Below are 17,683 nucleotides of genomic sequence, written 5' to 3'. Positions count from 1 at the left end.
CAGGACACGCGCACCATGCCGTTCAACAGGACCCGTAATGCCTGAAACCGTAATGCCTGAAACCACTGCGCTGCCCACCCGGCGCGGTCGTCCGCCGGTGCGCAGCCGTCAGGAGCAGATGGCCTCGCTGTTGGATGCGGCGGCGCAGGCGCTTGGCAGCGGCAATTTTGCCAACGTCACCATGGATGCCATCGCCCGCGCCGCCGGGATCTCCAAGAAGACCCTGTACCTGTTGGTGCCGAGCAAGGAAGCGTTGCTCTCGCAACTGGTGGCCAGGGACTTGTCCACCCTTGAACTGCTGTTGGAAAGCGGCATCGACTGCGCCGAGGACCTGCTCAGCGAGTTGCGCATGTACCTGACGTTATGGGCGCGCCTGACCCTGTCGCCGTTGGCGCTGGGGCTCTACCTGTTGGCTGCCCAGGGACGCGAAACGGCACCGGGTCTTGCCAGGATCTGGTATCAGGAAGGTGCCGCGCGCTGCCTGAGCTTGTTGCGCGGCTGGCTGGGCAAGGCCGCCGGCAAGGGATTGTTGGCACACGAAGATGTCGAGTCAGCGGTGGAGCTGATCGACTCGCTGTTGATTTCCCAGCCGCTCAAGCTGTTCACCCTGGGGGTCCAACAGGCCTGGTCCGACGAGCAGATCGAGCAGCGGGTCGAGGTGACCTTGGGCCTGTTCGGCCGCTGCTTTATCCATCGATCATCTACGCCATAAGGCGCGCCTATTCGCTGGCCGAGCGTCGCGACAGGCGATAGGACAACTGAGCACGGGTCAGACCCAGACGGCGGGCCGCTTCAGAGACGTTGCCTTTCACTTCGCCCAGGCAGTGGTCAATGATGGTGTCCTCGATCTCTTGCAACGACAGCCGGCTCGGGTCCTTGCCGCCGAACAGCTCCAGACTCGCACCACTGCCGGTACTGGCTGCGGCGCTCGTTGCATGGCGGGCCGGCGGCGGGTCGTTGGGGCTCGCAGCCAGTTGGCCACGGGTGCCGATGGAGAACATGGGCTGGGCCAGGCGTTCACCGCTGGTAAACAAGTGCGCCAGGTCGATGGCGCCGCCGTCCGGGGCGCTGATCACGCCGCGCTCCACCAGGTTCTGTAACTCGCGGATATTGCCCGGGAAGTCATAGGCCAGCAGCGTATCGGCCGTGCGCGGCGTGAAGCCGCTGATCTGCCGACCATGGCGCTGGGTGAAGCGATGCAGGAAGTGGGTCATCAGCAGCGGGATGTCTTCCTTGCGTTCGCGCAGCGGCGGCAGGTGGATCGGAAATACATTCAAGCGAAAGAACAGGTCTTCACGGAACTCGCCCCGTTGCGCGGCGGCGCGAAGGTCGACGTTGGTCGCGGCGACCACCCGTACATCGACTTTCAACGTGCGGCTGCCACCGACTCGCTCGACTTCGCCCTCCTGCAAGGCGCGCAGCAGCTTGCCCTGGGCCACCAGGCTGAGGGTGGCGATCTCGTCAAGGAACAGGGTGCCGCCATCGGCACGCTCGAAGCGCCCGGCGCGCGATTGAGTGGCACCGGTGTAGGCACCGCGCTCGACGCCGAACAGCTCCGACTCCATCAGGTTTTCCGGGATGGCAGCGCAGTTTATGGCGACGAAGGGTTCATCGTGGCGCGGGCTGATGCGGTGCAGCATCCGCGCAAACATTTCCTTGCCAACGCCGGACTCGCCAGTGAACAGCACCGTTGCCTGGGTCGGCGCGACCCGTCGCAACATGTGGCAGGCGGCGTTGAAGGCCGAGGAAATCCCCACCATGTCGCTGTCTTGTGCGGGAGTCGGATCAACCAGCAAACTGGTCGGCAGGGCGCCTTTATCGCTGCGGCTATGGGCTGTCACGCTGCGTCCGCCGGTGCTGACGAAAGGTTCGGCGTTCAGGTCGGCCAGGTCCGCTTCGGCGTCGTCCCATTCCTCCGCGGGTTTTCCAATCAGCCGGCAAATGCTGGAACCGGTGGAACGGCATTCGACCTCGCGGTAGAGAATCAGCCGGCCGACCATCGCCGAGGTGTACCCGGTGGCATAGCCGGTCTGCATCCAGCAGGCCGGTTCGGTGCCGATGCCGTATTGGGCGATGTGCTCGTCGTCCTCGCTGGAGTGATGCCAGAGGAATTCGCCGTAATAGGTGCCCAGGTTCATGTCGAATTCGAAATGCACCGGCTCGACCTTCACCGCGCCTTCGATCGCATGAATGATCGGACCGGCGGCGAACAGCGCCAGGATGTCGGCCTCGGGGAAGCGCTCCTTGATCAGGGCGGCGTCCCGGGCGCCGCAATGGTAGCCGGTGCGCAACATGATGCCTCGGGCGCGGGCCAGGCCCATGCTTTCAATCAGTTCTCGGCGTAGCGCGCCGATGCCGCTGTTGTGGATCAGCAGCATGCGCGCGCCGTTCAACCAGATGCGGCCGTCGCCCGGACTGAACATCAGGCATTCAGTCAGGTCCTGCAGGGTAGGCGGCGCCCCTGGTGGCAACTGCTCGCTGGCACCCCGCACGGGTTTGTTTGGCGTTGCGCGAGAGAGTTCGGCCAGGGAAATCAGCTTGTTCGCCATCACAAATCCTTAAACGGGATAATCATAATCCGCATAGTGCAGCATGAAATTGCTGAAATCATCACTTTTTTCACACGCCTGAATCCCCCCTCCAGATACCCACATGCCTCTGTTTGCGCTGGATGCCGCGTGCTTGAGCGGTTGCCTTGCGATTACTCAGAGATGGCATATCGCTTGCTACAACTAGTTACCGAGATTAACTAATTCGGCAATAACAATATGGCTTGGCTGTCGCCGCCTTCGAGCAGGCAGTACAAGCAAGAATCGGGAAGCCCGTATGAAGTTGACCAACAAGAGGATAGTCGTGACCGGGGTTTCCTCGGGCATCGGCGCCGAAACCGCGAGGATCCTGCGTGCCCACGGGGCCATCGTCATCGGCATGGATCGCAATGAGCCCAACCTGAGCCTGGACGATTTCATCCAGGCTGATCTCAGCCACCCGGATGTCATCGATGCGGCCGTGCAGCAGTTGCCGCAGGCGCTCGACGGCCTGTGCAACATTGCAGGAGTCCCCGGTACCGCCGATCCGCAAGCGGTTGCCCAAGTCAATTACCTGGGGGTGCGCCATCTCTGTGGGGCAGTGCTACCGCGCATTGTTGCCGGAGGCAGCATCGTCAACGTCGCCTCGATTCTGGGTGCGCAATGGCCGCAGCGCCTGGACCTGCACAAGGCCCTGGCCGATACCCAAAGCTTTGCCCATGGCCAGGCCTGGCTGGCCGAGCATCCGGTGCCTCGGCAGAGCTGCTACCAGTATTTCAAAGAGGCCTTGATCGTCTGGAATTACCAGCAGTCCCAACCCTGGTTCCTGCAGACCTCTGTGCGCATGAACTGCGTGGCGCCGGGCCCGGTGTTCACGCCCATCCTGGGTGATTTCGTCAGCATGCTCGGTCAAGAGCGCGTCGAGGCTGACGCTCATCGTATGAAGCGCCCGGCCTACGCCGATGAAGTGGCGGCTGCCATCGCCTTTCTGTGTGCCGACGAATCGCGCTGGATCAATGGCGTCAATCTGCCGGTCGATGGTGGCCTGGCGTCCACCTACATCTGAACGAGGAGCCCTGGGCGAGTGACCACCGGCCGACTACGAGCGAACGGCCAGTTCAAAAAACATGCTTCCAACAACAAGAACAATGAGGAACACCATGCACAACTCTCGATGCTATCCAGGCTTCAAGCGTTCAGCCCTGGCACTCTCGGTCTGCCTGGCCGGCTGGGCCTCCCAGCCCCAGGCTGCGCAAATAGACTTGGGCGACAGTCAATGGCGCCTGCGCTGGGATAACACCCTCAAATACAGCCAGGCGTGGCGTCTGCAAGGGGCCGACGACAATCTGGTCAACGCGCCGACGGCGGGGGGCCTGTACCCCTCGATCCAGAGTCAGGGCGACAAGAATTTCAGCAGCGGCCTGGTCTCCAACCGCCTGGACCTGTTCAGTGAGATGGACCTGAGCCGGGAAAACTATGGCCTGCGCCTCAGCGGCGCGGCCTGGTACGACGATATCTACAACAAGAACACCGACAGCAGCGAGCAACGGCACTTTCTCGACGATACCCGCGAACTGCACGGGCGCGACGCCGAATTGCTTGATGCCTTCGTGTTTGTGCGGGGTGATGTCGGCGAGTCGAGCCAGGGCACCGTGCGGCTGGGCCGGCATAGCCTGATTTATGGCGAAAGCCTGTTCTACGGGGGCAACGGCATTGCCAATGCCCAGGGGCCGAGCGATATCGTCAAGCTGCTCAGCGTACCCGGCACCCAGTTCAAGGAAATCCTGCGTCCGGTCAATCAGGTGTCCGGGCAGTTGCAGATCAACCCGCAGTTGTCTGTGGGTGCCTACTATCAGTTCGAATGGGAGCGTTCTAACCTGCCGGGGGCGGGCAGCTACCTGAGTGACAACGATGGTATCGGCGAAGGTTCCGGCGACTGGACCCAGGTGTTTGGCAACACCACCGTGCATGCCTCCGATATCGAGGCCAGGAACTCCGGCCAAGGCGGCATGCAACTGCGCTACAAGCCCGAAGGCACCGAACTGGAACTGGGCTTCTACGCTGCCAAGTATCACGACAAGGCGCCGAGCGCGCTCTATGCCTATCTGGACGGTGCAGCGGCCGCGGCCACCGGGCTGCCGATCCTGGGGTCCTATCGCCAGGTTTACGCCGAAGACATCAAAACCCTCGGCGCCAGCTTCTCCACGGCTTATGGCCCGTTCAATTTCGCCGGCGAAACCTCGGTGCGCTGGGACGCACCGCTGGTGAGTAACCTGCAGGTGGTGACACCTGCCATGGCGGCGGACAACAACGGCGATGCGCTCTACGCCAAGGGCAAGACCGCCCACGTCAACCTCTCGACCATCTATCTGCTGTCGCCCGGCCCGCTGTGGGATGGGGGTTCGGTGCTCGCCGAACTGGCCTGGAACCGCACCCTCAGCGTCACCGACAACCGCGCGGCATTGGACGCCAACACCACCCGGGACGCCACGGCGCTGCGCGTGCTGGCCGAACCGGCTTATTTCCAGGTGGCCGATGGTCTCGACCTGAGCGTACCGATGGGTTTTGGCGTGGTCCTCGATGGGCGCTCCTCAGCGGTCAGCAAGGCCGGGTTCGGCAATACCCACGCAGGCGACTGGAGTGTCGGTGTCAAAGCCACTTACCTGCAACGCTGGGACTTCGGCATCAACTACGTGAACTTCTTCGGCAAGAAAGAGGCGGGGCTGCGCGAGGACGGCAACTTCAGCTACGGGCAATCGCTGGCCGACCGTGACTTTGTCTCCATGTACGTGAAAACCACATTCTAATAAGAGGTTTCATTCGTTATGCACAGTAACCTTTCCTTGCGTATTTCGGCCTTGGCCATTGCCTTGCTCAGTGCCGGCCTGGTGCACGCGGCCGTTTCCCCGGAGCAGGCCGCACGCCTGAACTCGGACCTCACCCCCCTTGGCGCCGAGCGCGCCGGCAACAAAGACGGCAGCATTCCGGAATGGACAGGTGGCTACACCACAGCACCGGCCGGCTACAAGAATGGCGATAAACGCGCTGATCCGTTCGCCGCCGACAAGCCGCTGTACTCGGTCAGCGCGTCCAACATGGCGCAGTACGCCGACCAATTGGCCGAAGGCACCAAAGCCCTGTTGCAGAAGTATCCCGCTTACCGTCTGGACGTCTATCCCACCCGGCGCAGTGCCGCAGCGCCTCAGTGGGTGTATGACAACACCCTGAAAAACGCTACCCGCGCGAACCTTGAGGTGGCCACCGAAAAGGTCAGCGGCGCCTATGGCGGGATCCCATTTCCATTGCCGCAAAACGGCGCCGAGGTGCTGTGGAACTACCGCCTGTCCTGGCAGGGGGGAGACACCTTCTATTCGCCTTTTGATACCTGGCTGATGACCGCAGGCGGCAAGAAAATCCAGGCCACCCGCGCGCGCTTCTGGTACCAGCAACCCTACTACTTCAAAGACGGCAGCCTGGAAACCTTCGCAGGCAAGTTTCTGATTGGCAAACTGGCCACGGAGCAACCGTCCTCCAAGGCCGGCGAGGGTCTGATGACCCACTGGGACATGGACCCCGGCAAACGTGCCGCCTGGCAGTACCTGGTCGGCCAGCGCCGGGTGCGTCGTGCGCCGAACGTTGCCTACGATACGCCGGACTTCGTCACCTCGGGCGTCGGTTTCTTCGACGAGGCCTTCATGATCTTCGGTCCGACCGACCGCCACGACCTCAAGCTGGTTGGCAAGAAAGAGTTGCTGGTGCCCTACAACAACAACCGCGCGGCAGCAGCGAGCAGCGACGAGTTGCTCAAGCCAGGCTTCCTCAACCCGGATCTGGTGCGGTGGGAGAAGCATCGGGTGTGGGTCGTGAGCGCGACACTCAAGGATGGCAAACGTCATGTGGTGCCCAAGCGCACCTATTACGTGGACGAGGACTCCTGGCAAGTGCTGCTGCTCGACGGCTATGACGCCCAAGGCAAGTTGGGGCGGCATAACTATTCGCTGACGTTGCTGGCGCCTGAAATGCCCGCGCTGACCGCTCAGATGATGTGGGGCAGCTACAACCTGGAGACCGGCGCCTACTTCCTGAACTCCTCGGCCAACGACCTGGATGTGCAGTACCAGAGCTATCCGCGTCCGCCGTCCGCGTTCTTCACCCCTGACGCCATGGCCAGCGACAGTATGCGCTAAGCGATTGTGCAAGGCGCCGGAGCCCAGGCATCGGCGCGTTGTGCGATCAGCGGTTGGATAATTCTTATGCGGCGGTTGGAGCGGACATGATCGGTAATTTTTCACTCATGCGGGCGCTACCGGTGGCCTTGCTGCTGGCTGCGTTATCAGTGTCAGGCTGGGCGACGGCCAGCCCGGGCATAGCACTACTCAACCAGCCGGCCTTGCAAAGTGCCAAGGCACCCCGTGCGGTACTGCTGGCGGTAACCCGGGCGGGCGATCGGCTGGTGGCGGTCGGCGAACGCGGCATCGTGCTGCTCTCTGATGACTCGGGCCAGAGTTGGCGCCAGGCCCGCGTGCCGGTCAGCGTCAGCCTGACGGCGGTGCAGTTCGTGGATGCCGAACGGGGCTGGGCTGTCGGTCATCTGGGCGTGATTCTTCACAGCACCGACGGTGGCGAAACCTGGGTCAAGCAACTCGATGGTGTCGCAGCGGCGCACCTGGCGCTGGTTTCGGCTCAACAAGGCAACGACGCCAAGCGGCTCAAGGATGCCGAGTGGCTGGTCGCCGATGGCCCGGACAAGCCGTTTCTCGACCTGTATTTCAGCGACCGTCGCAACGGCTATGTGGTCGGCGCCTATGGCCTGATTCTGCGTACCGCTGACGGTGGCGACAGTTGGCAGCCGTGGATGCAGCAGGTGGATAACCCCGAGGGCCTCAACCTGTACGGCATTCGCCCGGCGGGCAGTGCGCTGTTCATCGTCGGCGAACGCGGTCTGCTGCTGCGTTCAACTGACAACGGGAGCCGCTTCGAGGCCCTCGATTCACCCTATGACGGCAGTTTTTTCGGTGTGCAGGGCAGTTCGGCCGGGGAGTTGCTGGCCTTCGGTCTGCGCGGCAATGCTTATTGGTCGGGCGACCAGGGTGTCAGTTGGCGGCGGATCGAGACGGGGCTGGAAGTGGCCTTGTCGGCCGGCACTCGCTCGCCTGATGGCGCGTTGATCCTGGCCAGCCAGGCCGGCGATCTGCTGCTCAGCCTCGATCGAGGCCGCAGCTTGCGGCACTTGAAAGGACCGACCGGCACCTCGCTCGCCGGGCTGGTGGCCGCCCCGGACGGCAGCTTGATTGGTGTCGGCCTCAGTGGCGTGACCCGCCTCAAGCATGACCTTTACTCGGCGCAACGTTGAAACACTTGCCAGAGCCCTATGCGGCCGTATTCGGAGTCCGATGTGAACGACCATAATCCCGCCCTCGAACAGCAAGTGGTAATCGCCCGTCTGGAGGATTTCGATCCGCGTTCCGGAAACATGGGCGAGCGGGCGATTTTCAATCATCGCCCCTGGGTGATTCTGCTCTGCCTGCTGACCACCCTGGTGCTGGGTTACCAGGCCAGCAAGATCGGTCTCAATGCCAGTTTCGAAAAAACCATTCCGACGTCGCACCCTTACGTCGCCAATTTCCTTGAGCGACGCAGCGAATTGAGCGGCCTGGGTAACTCAGTGCGCATTGCCGTGGCGGTCAAGGACGGCAACATCTTCGACAAGGATTACCTCGACGTTCTCGCCAGGCTCAACGACGAGATCTATTTGCTGCCGGGTGTCGACAAGCCTTATATGAAGTCGCTCTGGACGCCGACCACGCGCTGGACGGCCGTGACAGAGGAGGGCCTTGATGGCGGCACGGTGATCCCGGACACCTATGACGGTTCCGCCGCCAGTCTGGAGCAGGTGCGCACCAACGTTGCCCGCTCCGGCGAGATCGGCCAACTGGTGGCGGGCAACTTTCAGTCCAGCGTGATATTCGTGCCGCTGCTGGAAATCAATCCTGTGACCGGCAAGGCGCTGGATGCCGGCGAATTTTCCCGGCAGCTGGAAGCTTTGCGCGACAAATACCAGAGCGATCGAATCCAGATCCACATCACTGGGTTCACCAAGATCATCGGCGACCTGATTGCCGGACTGGTCCAGGTCATGCTGTTTTTCGTGGTTGCCGTGCTCGTGACGGTCGTGGTGCTCTACTGGTACACCCGTTGTGCCCGCAGCACCGCGCTGGTGGTGCTCTGCTCCCTGGTGGCGGTGCTCTGGCAGGTCGGGCTGCTCGCCAGCCTTGGTTACGACCTGGATCCCTATTCGGCGTTGGTGCCTTTTCTGGTGTTCGCCATCGGCATGAGCCACGGCGCGCAGAAGATGAACGGCATCATGCAGGACATCGGTCGTGGCACGCACCGGGTGGTCGCCGCGCGTTATACCTTCCGCCGCTTGTTTGCCGCCGGCATGACCGCGTTGCTTTGTGATGCGGTGGGGTTCGCGGTGCTGATGGTGATCAAGATCCGCGTGATCCAGGACCTGGCGATTACCGCCAGCATCGGAGTGGCGGTGCTGATCTTCACCAACCTGATCCTGCTGCCGATTCTGCTCAGCTATATCGGTGTCGGCGCCAAGGCGGCCGAGCGCAGCTTGCGGGCCGAAACCGCTGAGTTGAAAGCAAACGTCAAGCATCCGCTCTGGAGTTTCCTCGACCTGTTCACCCGGCGCTCCTGGGCTTACGGCGCTTGCCTGGTGGGCCTGGCGCTGGCGGTCGGCGGTTTCGCCGTCAGCCTGCACCTGAAAATCGGCGATCTGGACCCAGGCGCTCCGGAGCTGCGTCCAGACTCGCGCTACAACCGCGATGCGGCTTTCATGACGCAGAACTACGCGGCCAGTTCGGACATTTTCGTGGTCATGGTCAAAACCCCGGAAGACCAGTGCACCCGCTATCCGACCCTGGCGGCGGTGGATGCTTTGGCCTGGCAACTGGAGCAATTGCCGGGCGTCGAGTCGACCAACTCCATGGCGGCCCTGAGCAAGATCGCCGCCGCCGGGTATAACGAGGGCAACTTCAAATGGTACGAGTTGATTCCCAATGACGGGGCCCTCGGCGCGGTACAGACCCGTGCGCCGCGTGAGCTGTTCAACCAGGGCTGTTCGCTGCTCTCGCTTTACGTCTACCTGGCCGACCACAAGGCTGACACTCTGGAGCGGGTGGTGCAGACCAGCGAAGCCTTTATCGCCCAGCAGCAACTGCCGGACGTGAAGTTCATGCTCGCTGCGGGGAGCGCCGGCATTGAGGCAGCCACCAACATTGTGGTGAAGAAGGCCATGCGCGAGATGCTGTTCTGGGTCTACGGGGCCGTGATCCTGCTCTGCTGGGTGACCTTCCGTTCCTGGCGTGCGGTGCTCGCCGCGGTGCTGCCGCTGATGCTCACCTCGATCCTCTGCGAGGCGCTGATGGTGGGCCTGGGCATGGGCGTGAAGGTGGCGACCTTGCCGGTGATCGCCCTCGGGGTGGGCATCGGCGTCGATTACGCGCTTTACGTGCTGAGCGTGATCCTGACCCACATGCGCGCCGGCGCCTCGCTGTCCGAGGCCTACTACCGCGCACTACTGTTCACCGGCAAGGTGGTTCTGCTGACCGGCATCACCCTGGCTATCGCCGTGGCGACCTGGGCTTTCTCGCCGATCAAGTTCCAGGCCGACATGGGCATCCTGCTGGCCTTCATGTTCCTGGTGAACATGCTCGGCGCGCTGATCCTGTTGCCTGCACTGGCGTACTTCCTGTTGCCACAAAGGCTGTTCGCAAAAAAGCCTGAGGCCGCCGGCGTGTTGCAGCCGGTCGGGGAGGGCTGACTGACGGTCCGCTGGCAACCGAAGGGCCAGACCAGGCAGGCCAATGCGGCTTGCCTGGTCTGGCCATTTCCACGATCCGATGGAGACAAGTCAAAACGGTTTTTCTGCCGTTTATCTGGCGTCAAAACATAATCTTTCACGCCGTATTTAGCCTTCAGCCAACTCGCCGATACCCTCAATAAGGTCCGATCGATTTGTGGGTTCGCCGAGGGTACGTCATGTTTAATTCAACGCTGAAAAGTGAATTGATGGCTAGGACAGCCGAATTGGCAACGTACAAAGGATTGGTGGGTGCTCTGGAGCGGTCGATGGCCGTTGTGGAGTTCAGCCCAGATGGCAAGGTACTGCGCACCAATGAGAATTTCTTGCATACGATGGGGCATCGGGCAGATCAACTGGCCGGTATGTCTCATCGGGATTTCTGCACGCCCGCGCTGGTCAGCAGCGCCGAGTATCGTCAGTTCTGGGACCGCCTGCGGTCCGGTCAATTCGTGTCCGGCACTTTTCAGCGAGTCAATGGCAAGGGTGGGAATGTCTGGCTGGAGGCCAGCTATAACCCGGTAGTGGACGAACAAGGCCGCGTTGTAAAAGTGGTCAAATATGCACTCGACGTCACCGCGCGGGTAGCAAACGAGGCGCAAACCCAAGGCAAGCTGGCCGCACTCGATCGCGCTATGGCGGTGATCGAATTCGATCTGAACGGCAACATCCTGACCGCTAACGACAACTTCCTCAGTGTCATGAATTACTCGCTGGCGGAACTCAAAGGCAAGCACCACCGGCTGTTCTGCGAGCAGGAGCTGGTGAGCAGCTCCGAATACAGCGATTTCTGGCGTCGCCTCAATAGCGGTGAATTTTTCAGTGGTCAATTCAAACGTCTGGGCAAGCACGGCAAGGTTGTCTGGTTGGAGGCCAGTTACAACCCGGTCTACGATGCCGAAGGCAAGCTGAGCAAAATCATCAAGTTCGCCAGTGACATCAGCGAACGAGTCGAGAAATTCGAAGAGGATTCGCGCGGCGCTTCCCGTGCCTACCACATCTCTGCCGAGACCGAGAAAGTCGCTGAACAGGGCTCGCAAGTGATTCAGCAGACGGCCAAGGAAATGCGCCAGATCGCTGACAATATCGGGGCCTCTGCACGATTGGTCGGCCAGTTGGGCGCGCGTTCTGAAGAGATCACGGCCATCGTCAATACCATTCGCGGCATCGCCGACCAGACCAACCTGCTTGCCCTTAACGCGGCCATCGAAGCGGCGCGGGCCGGCGATCAAGGGAGAGGGTTTGCGGTGGTCGCCGATGAAGTCCGGCAACTGGCCGGGCGCACCAGCCGTTCGACGGCCGAGATTGCCGAGATGATCGGCCTGATTCTGTCTGAAACCCGTGACGCCGTCGCCAGCATGACGGTGACCCAGGAGGGCGCCCTGCGTGGCGTAACCCTGGCCGATCAGGCCGGATCGGTTATTCTGCAGATCAGAACCGGTACCAGTGACGCACTCGAAGCGGTGAGCATGTTTGCCTCCAAACTCGATGAGTCCGAGGTCATCCCGAAAACGGCCATCGGCTGGGTAGGTTGATGCGCATGGGCGGCCCGAACCTCCTCACCAGCCTTTGACGCCGCTCATATCAGGCAACTTGTGAGCGATGCCCTTGTGGCAATCGATGCAGGTTGCCTCGCCATTGGCCAGTGAGGTCGAGTGCATGCTCGAGGCGCGCTTGCTTTGCCGGGTGAAGTCCATGAATTCGAAGTTGTGACAATTGCGGCATTCTCGCGAGTCGTTGGCCTTGAGTCGGGCCCATTCGTGCTCGGCCAGTTCACGTCGCAGGGCGAGGAATTTGTCGCGGGTGTCGATGGTACCGAAAATCTTGCCCCAGACCTCCTTGGAGGCCTGCATCTTGCGCGCGATCTTATGGGTCCACTCGTGTGGCACGTGACAGTCCGGACAACTGGCGCGTACGCCGGAGCGGTTGGTGTAGTGGATCGTGTCCTTGAGCTCGACAAACACGTTGTCACGCATTTCATGGCAGGACACGCAGAACGTCTCGGTATTGGTCGCCTCCAGTGCAGTGTTGAAGCCGCCCCAGAAAACGATACCGGCGATAAAGCCCCCAAGCGTCAGGAAACCCAGGCTGTAATACAGGCTCGGACGACGCAGGACGCCCCAGTAGTCCTTGAGCAAGGCGAACAGTGCTTTCATGTTGCCTCCTCAAGGTTTCTTCGTGGCGTTGGCGTTGTCTTGCAGCAGTTTGTCGATTGTCTCGAAATTGTTTCCCACCAAAGGCTTCACGTCCGCCTGCGGTACATGGCACTGGTTGCAGAAGTACCGACGTGGTGAGACGGCCGCCAGCGCTTGGCCATCGCGGTCCATGTAGTGGGTGATGCTGATCATCGTTGCCTGGGTCCGTGCGCTGTTGGCACGGCTGTGACAGGACAGGCACTTGTTGCCGTTCGCGTCGACCTGATAGCCACGGATGGTGTGGGGAATGGTCGGCGGCTGATCCGGGTAATTACGCTCGCGTTTGAGGTCTTTGTTTTCTTCATCGGTAATGGGCGGGGCGGGCATGTTCTGGGATAGAGTGCCGCCGGGGCGACGCCCATCCGGAGCTGGCGCGTCGAGCGGGTAGTTGATTTCAGCCGCGATCACCACGCCAATCGCGGCAAGCAGAAACAAGGGCAGCATTCGAAAAAGCATCAGGGTTCTCCTCAGGCCACGCTGACCAACTCGATGCGTATCGCGCACTTTTTGTAGTCGGTTTGCTTGGAGATCGGGTCGGTGGCATCGAGCGTGACCTTGTTGATCAGCTTGTTGGCGTCGAAAAACGGCACGAATACCAATCCTTGAGGCGGCTTGTTGCGCCCGCGGGTTTCGATGCGCGCACGGATCTCACCGCGTCGGCTGATCAGCTTCACTTCACTGCCGCGCCGTGCTTTCAAGGCCTTGGCATCCTCGGGATGCATGTACACCAGCGCATCCGGCACGGCTTTGTAGAGTTCTTCGACTCGCTGGGTCATGCTGCCCGTGTGCCAGTGTTCAAGAACGCGCCCGGTGCTCAGCCAGAACGGGTAGTCCGCATCCGGTGCCTCGGCCGGCGGTTCGTAGGGGAGGGCGAAAATGATCGCCTTCTTGTCCGGATAGCCATAGAACTGCACCTCGCTGCCTTTCTCCACATAGGGGTCCAGCCCCTCGCGATAACGCCAGCGGGTTTCCTTGCCATCCACCACCGGCCAGCGCAGGCCCCGTTCACTGTGGTAACGGTCAAATGCGGCAAGGTCATGTCCATGGCCGCGACCGAATTGGGCGTACTCCTCGAACAGCCCCTTCTGCGGGTAAAACCCAAAGGCCTTGGCTTCATCGTTTTTGTAGCCGGCTTCCAACTGCTCGACGGGGAACTGGTCCACCTGGCCATTTTTGAACAGCACCTCGAAGAGGGTCTTGCCCTTGAGCTCAGGTGCCTTGGCGAGCAATTCGGCGGGCCAGGTTTCATCGGTGGTGAAGCGCTTGGAAAATTCCATCAACTGCCACAGGTCCGACCGGGCGTCTCCCGGTGCCGTCACCAACTGATGCCAGAATTGCGTGCGTCGTTCAGCGTTACCGAAGGCGCCTTCCTTCTCCACCCACATGGCGCTGGGCAGAATCAGGTCGGCGGCCTGGGCGGAAACGGTGGGGTAGACGTCGGAGACAATCATGAAATTGTCCGGGTTGCGCCAACCCGGCAGGACTTCCTGCATGATGTTCGGTCCGGCCTGCATGTTGTTGCTGGCCTGGGTCCAGCACACGTTGAGCACACCGTCCTTGAGCATGCGGCTCTGTTCCACCGCGTGGAAGCCGGGCTTTTCCTGGATGGTGCCGGCGGGCAGCTTCCAGATTTTCTCGGCGGTGACGCGATGCTTGGGATTGGTGACCACCAGGTCGGCCGGTAGTCGGTGGGAAAAAGTCCCCACTTCACGTGCCGTGCCACAGGCCGACGGTTGACCGGTCAACGAGAACGGGCTATTGCCCGGCTCACTGATCTTGCCGGTAAGCAGGTGGATGTTGTAGATCAGGTTGTTGGCCCAGACGCCACGCGTGTGCTGGTTGAACCCCATGGTCCAGAACGACACGACCTTACGCTTGGGGTCGGCATACAACTGTGCCAGGCTTTTCAGTCGCTCAGGGGCAACCCCCGTCTCCCTGGCGGTTCGCTCCAGCGTGTAAGGCTTGACGAAGGCGGCGTACGCCTCGAAGTCAATATCCGTCCAGGTGTTGGCCTTGCCGGCATTCTTCGCGCTGGTTTCCCGTGGGTCGTCAGGACGCAGGCCGTAGCCGATGTCGTCGGCACCCCGGGCAAAGCGAGTGTGCTTGCTGATGAAATCCTGGTTCACCGCGCCGCTTTCAATGATGTGGTTGGCGATGTAGTTAAGAATCAGCAGGTCGGTTTGCGGCTTGAACACCATGGGGATGTCGGCCAACTCGAAACTGCGATGTTCGAAGGTGGACAGCACCGCCACTTTCACATGGGGCTGGCTCAGGCGGCGATCGGTGACCCGGCTCCAGAGCACCGGGTGCATCTCGGCCATGTTCGAGCCCCAGAGCACGAAGGCATCGGTGGCTTCGATGTCGTCATAACAACCCATGGGTTCATCGGCGCCAAAGGTGCGCATGAAACCCATCACCGCCGAGGCCATGCAATGGCGGGCGTTGGGGTCGATGTTGTTGGTGCGAAAGCCGGCCTTCATCAGTTTGTTGGCGGCGTAGCCTTCCCAGACCGTCCACTGTCCGGAGCCGAACATACCGACCGATTCCGGCCCCTTGCTTTTCAGGGCCTGCTTGAACTTCAGCTCCATGATGTCGAAGGCTTGCTCCCAACTGACCGGCTGGAATTCGCCCTGCTTGTCGTACTGACCGTTCTTCATGCGCAACAGCGGCTGGGTCAGGCGATCGACGCCATACATGATCTTTGAAAGAAAATAGCCTTTCACGCAGTTGAGCCCACGATTGACTTCGGCCTTCACGTCGCCATGGGTGGCGACCACCCGGTTATCCCGGGTCGCGACCATCACGCTGCACCCGGTGCCACAGAACCGGCAAGGCGCCTTGTTCCAGTCCAGGGTGACCATGTCCGCTTCGGTCACCAGGTTGCTGGCAGAGGTTACGATCGGCAGGCCCGCAGCGGCGGCTGCAATGGCGGCGGCCTGGGTCTTGACGAATGCACGGCGGGTCATGCTCATTCGATGTCTCCTTCGGGCTCGAGGAGTTCGTGATAGATCAACGCCGCGTTGAGTACGCCGGGCAGGTTGTTGATCTGGTCGATGCGTTGCAGGATCTGGTCTTCATGCACGGCTTCAAGCACTACCACCAGTTTTCCGGCGGCACTTTCCTGATGCAGCTCCAGGCCATCGAGCAGGCGCAGGTTGGCCTTGACCGCGTCGAACATCTCCGGTCGGGCAAGTACGACAAGACTGGCGATATGCAGGGTTTCGTCCATGAACGGGCTCCAATAGCCTCAAGAAAAAGCCACCGGTCAGTGGGGTGGGCCAGGAGGGCCATACAGCATCTGGAAAAACCAGACGAGGAAACCGTAGCCGCCGACGATGGCGACCGACAGCAGCGGAAAGAGGAACACGACAAGGAAGAGGAACAGCCGGGTTTCCTTGCGGCGTTCAGGTTTGCGTTCTTCAGCCAACGACATTGGGGCTTCTCCAGCCGAACCTGCGTTGATACTAGATCACGATTGCTGGACTGGCCTGTGTGCCCGATTTGCTTTCGACCAACGGTCCCACCAAGGGCCAGTAAATGACTCTGACGATTGACCCGGACGGCGCGATGATGGGGAACATTTCTGAACTTTCACTGGGCAAATACTTCCACTACTCAGAGAGTCATACCACTGCCTGGCGCAACGCGAGGTACCCAACACGTGCATGTTTGAAGCAGAGCCAGAATATGAAAGTAACGCCCCCTAAATCCCGGACCTCCTTGCGCCGGGCGGTGACAGGACCGATGCTGTTTCTTTTCATTCTTGGCGATGTACTCGGCGCCGGTGTTTATGCGCTCGCCGGCACGATCGCGGGGGAGGTGGGCGGCGCGATCTGGATGCCGTTGCTGGTAGCATTATTCTTCGCAATGCTGACGGCCGGTTCGTATGCGGAGCTGGTCACCAAATACCCCCATGCGGGAGCGGCGTCGGTGTATGCCGAGAAGGCATTCAAGTCACCGCTTATTTCGTTTTTGGTCGGGTTCTGCATGCTGGCTGCGGCTGTCACAAGCGCTGCCGGTCTTTCGCTGGCTTTCGCGGGTGATTATCTGGGCGCATTTGTTCAGGTCTCACCGCACGTCGCGGCCCTGGTGTTTCTGGTGGTCATAGCGCTCTTGAATGCCAGGGGAATAAAAGAGTCTCTGGGGGCGAATCTGGTGATGACGCTCATAGAACTGTCAGGCCTGATTCTGGTCGTTGTGGCTGCCGCCTGGTTTTTCCGTTCCGGTGATGCTCACCTGGAAGCCGCGTTGCAATTCAAGCCGGGGGTCAGTCCGATGCTGGCGGTGTTGGGGGCGGCATTGCTGGCCTTCTATTCGTTTGTCGGCTTTGAAACATCCGCCAATCTGGCTGAGGAAATACGTGATGTTCGAAAGGTCTATCCGCGCGCCTTATTTGCGGCATTGTTGACCGCCGGGGTCGTCTACATGGCCGTTGGTGTCGCAGCCTCTTCAGTGCTGCCGATGGAGCAACTGGTCGCAACGTCGGCCCCGTTGCTGGAAGTCGTCCGGGCATCGGGATTGAACATTCCACCTCGCGTGTTTGCCTTTATCGCGCTCATCGCCGTGGCCAACGGAGCGTTGCTGACTCTGATCATGGCCAGTCGACTCGCCTATGGAATGGCGTGTCTGGGGCTGTTGCCGGAGGCCTTGGCGCAGGTACTGCCCAACAGACGTACGCCTTGGGTCGCTATCATCGCCACGACCCTTGTATCTATTGCGTTGACACTGACCGGCACCCTTGCTGCATTGGCCCAGACAGTTGTTCTGCTGTTGCTTTTCGTATTCCTCAGCACAAATCTGGCGGTATTGGTGTTAAGGCGTGACACGGTTGAGGAAGCGCATTTTCGGGTGCCTACCTGGGTGCCCGTTCTGGCTATCGTTTCGTGTTTGATATTGCTCAGTCAGCAAAGCCTGGAAACCTGGCTTCGCGGTGCAGCCTTGATGGTTGTCGGAATATTGCTTTACGCCTGCACGCGTATCGCGATGCCCGTGGCGATAAAGCCTGGCTAGCGGGCTGGAGGAGTCCCGTCGGTAATCATGGACTCAAACGTCCTCCAGAAAGCTCGGACTGTGCCGATTCAAACGGTGTC

14 protein-coding genes and 1 pseudogene are annotated in these 17,683 nt (G+C 61.0%); 9 read left to right on the top strand and 6 right to left on the bottom strand.

Annotated features, from left to right (window positions below):
• The first annotated feature begins 37 nt into the window (after window positions 1–37).
• A complete protein-coding gene (locus CRX69_RS21390) occupies window positions 38–712 on the top strand; it encodes a TetR/AcrR family transcriptional regulator (protein ID WP_047225624.1) in 675 nt (224 codons plus the stop codon).
• Between the two features lie 7 nt (window positions 713–719).
• On the opposite strand, the gene CRX69_RS21385 is transcribed toward CRX69_RS21390, so the two are convergent.
• Window positions 720–2,549, bottom strand: coding sequence for a sigma-54-dependent Fis family transcriptional regulator (locus CRX69_RS21385; RefSeq protein ID WP_047225625.1), 1,830 nt, complete (start codon window positions 2,547–2,549; stop codon window positions 720–722).
• 277 nt (window positions 2,550–2,826) lie between these two features.
• On the opposite strand from CRX69_RS21385, the gene CRX69_RS21380 reads away from it, so the two are divergent.
• The 7 genes and pseudogenes from CRX69_RS21380 (at window position 2,827) to CRX69_RS28305 (ending at window position 11,933) form a co-directional block, all read left to right on the top strand.
• The gene (locus CRX69_RS21380) at window positions 2,827–3,594 is read left to right on the top strand and encodes a coniferyl-alcohol dehydrogenase (RefSeq protein ID WP_107322803.1); all 768 of its coding nucleotides are present in this window, start codon (window positions 2,827–2,829) and stop codon (window positions 3,592–3,594) included.
• A 94-nt stretch (window positions 3,595–3,688) separates the two neighbouring features.
• Window positions 3,689–5,335, top strand: a complete 1,647-nt coding sequence (locus CRX69_RS21375) for a DUF1302 domain-containing protein (protein WP_076384270.1) — start codon at window positions 3,689–3,691, stop codon at window positions 5,333–5,335.
• A gap of 18 nt (window positions 5,336–5,353) precedes the next feature.
• Window positions 5,354–6,715, top strand: coding sequence for a DUF1329 domain-containing protein (locus CRX69_RS21370; RefSeq protein WP_107322802.1), 1,362 nt, complete (start codon window positions 5,354–5,356; stop codon window positions 6,713–6,715).
• 86 nt (window positions 6,716–6,801) lie between these two features.
• Window positions 6,802–7,881: a WD40/YVTN/BNR-like repeat-containing protein gene (locus CRX69_RS21365; protein WP_076384274.1), complete on the top strand. Its 1,080-nt coding sequence runs from the start codon at window positions 6,802–6,804 to the stop codon at window positions 7,879–7,881.
• Between the two features lie 120 nt (window positions 7,882–8,001).
• Complete coding sequence (locus CRX69_RS21360; RefSeq protein WP_240539610.1) at window positions 8,002–10,359, top strand: efflux RND transporter permease subunit; 2,358 nt, start codon at window positions 8,002–8,004, stop codon at window positions 10,357–10,359.
• Between the two features lie 218 nt (window positions 10,360–10,577).
• Window positions 10,578–11,345, top strand: a pseudogene (locus CRX69_RS28310) (PAS domain-containing protein); the annotation flags it as partial.
• 93 nt (window positions 11,346–11,438) lie between these two features.
• On the top strand, window positions 11,439–11,933 hold the full coding sequence (locus CRX69_RS28305; protein WP_370695198.1) for a methyl-accepting chemotaxis protein: 495 nt from the start codon (window positions 11,439–11,441) through the stop codon (window positions 11,931–11,933).
• Between the two features lie 24 nt (window positions 11,934–11,957).
• Here the strand turns inward: CRX69_RS28305 and CRX69_RS21350 are convergent, their stop codons facing one another.
• The 5 genes from CRX69_RS21350 to napE are packed head-to-tail and all read right to left on the bottom strand — an operon-like array spanning window position 11,958 to window position 16,026.
• Window positions 11,958–12,554 (bottom strand): cytochrome c3 family protein, encoded by a 597-nt coding sequence (locus tag CRX69_RS21350; RefSeq protein WP_013692861.1) that lies wholly within the window; start codon window positions 12,552–12,554, stop codon window positions 11,958–11,960.
• A gap of 9 nt (window positions 12,555–12,563) precedes the next feature.
• Complete coding sequence (locus CRX69_RS21345; RefSeq protein ID WP_047225631.1) at window positions 12,564–13,049, bottom strand: nitrate reductase cytochrome c-type subunit; 486 nt, start codon at window positions 13,047–13,049, stop codon at window positions 12,564–12,566.
• An 11-nt stretch (window positions 13,050–13,060) separates the two neighbouring features.
• A complete protein-coding gene (gene napA / locus CRX69_RS21340) occupies window positions 13,061–15,565 on the bottom strand; it encodes a nitrate reductase catalytic subunit NapA (RefSeq protein ID WP_076384280.1) in 2,505 nt (834 codons plus the stop codon).
• Window positions 15,562–15,822, bottom strand: coding sequence for a chaperone NapD (locus tag CRX69_RS21335; RefSeq protein ID WP_047225633.1), 261 nt, complete (start codon window positions 15,820–15,822; stop codon window positions 15,562–15,564). The genes napA and CRX69_RS21335 overlap by 4 nt, the downstream gene beginning before the upstream one ends.
• A gap of 36 nt (window positions 15,823–15,858) precedes the next feature.
• A complete protein-coding gene (gene napE, locus CRX69_RS21330; protein WP_047225634.1) occupies window positions 15,859–16,026 on the bottom strand; it encodes a periplasmic nitrate reductase, NapE protein in 168 nt (55 codons plus the stop codon).
• A 254-nt stretch (window positions 16,027–16,280) separates the two neighbouring features.
• On the opposite strand from napE, the gene CRX69_RS21325 reads away from it, so the two are divergent.
• Window positions 16,281–17,603, top strand: a complete 1,323-nt coding sequence (locus tag CRX69_RS21325; protein ID WP_047225867.1) for an APC family permease — start codon at window positions 16,281–16,283, stop codon at window positions 17,601–17,603.
• Window positions 17,604–17,683: the final 80 nt, after the last annotated feature.

Source organism: Pseudomonas rhizophila (assembly GCF_003033885.1).
Classification (GTDB): domain Bacteria; phylum Pseudomonadota; class Gammaproteobacteria; order Pseudomonadales; family Pseudomonadaceae; genus Aquipseudomonas; species Aquipseudomonas rhizophila.
The sequence above is the reverse complement of the archived record's forward strand: the minus strand, read 5'-3'. Positions and strand labels throughout refer to the sequence as shown.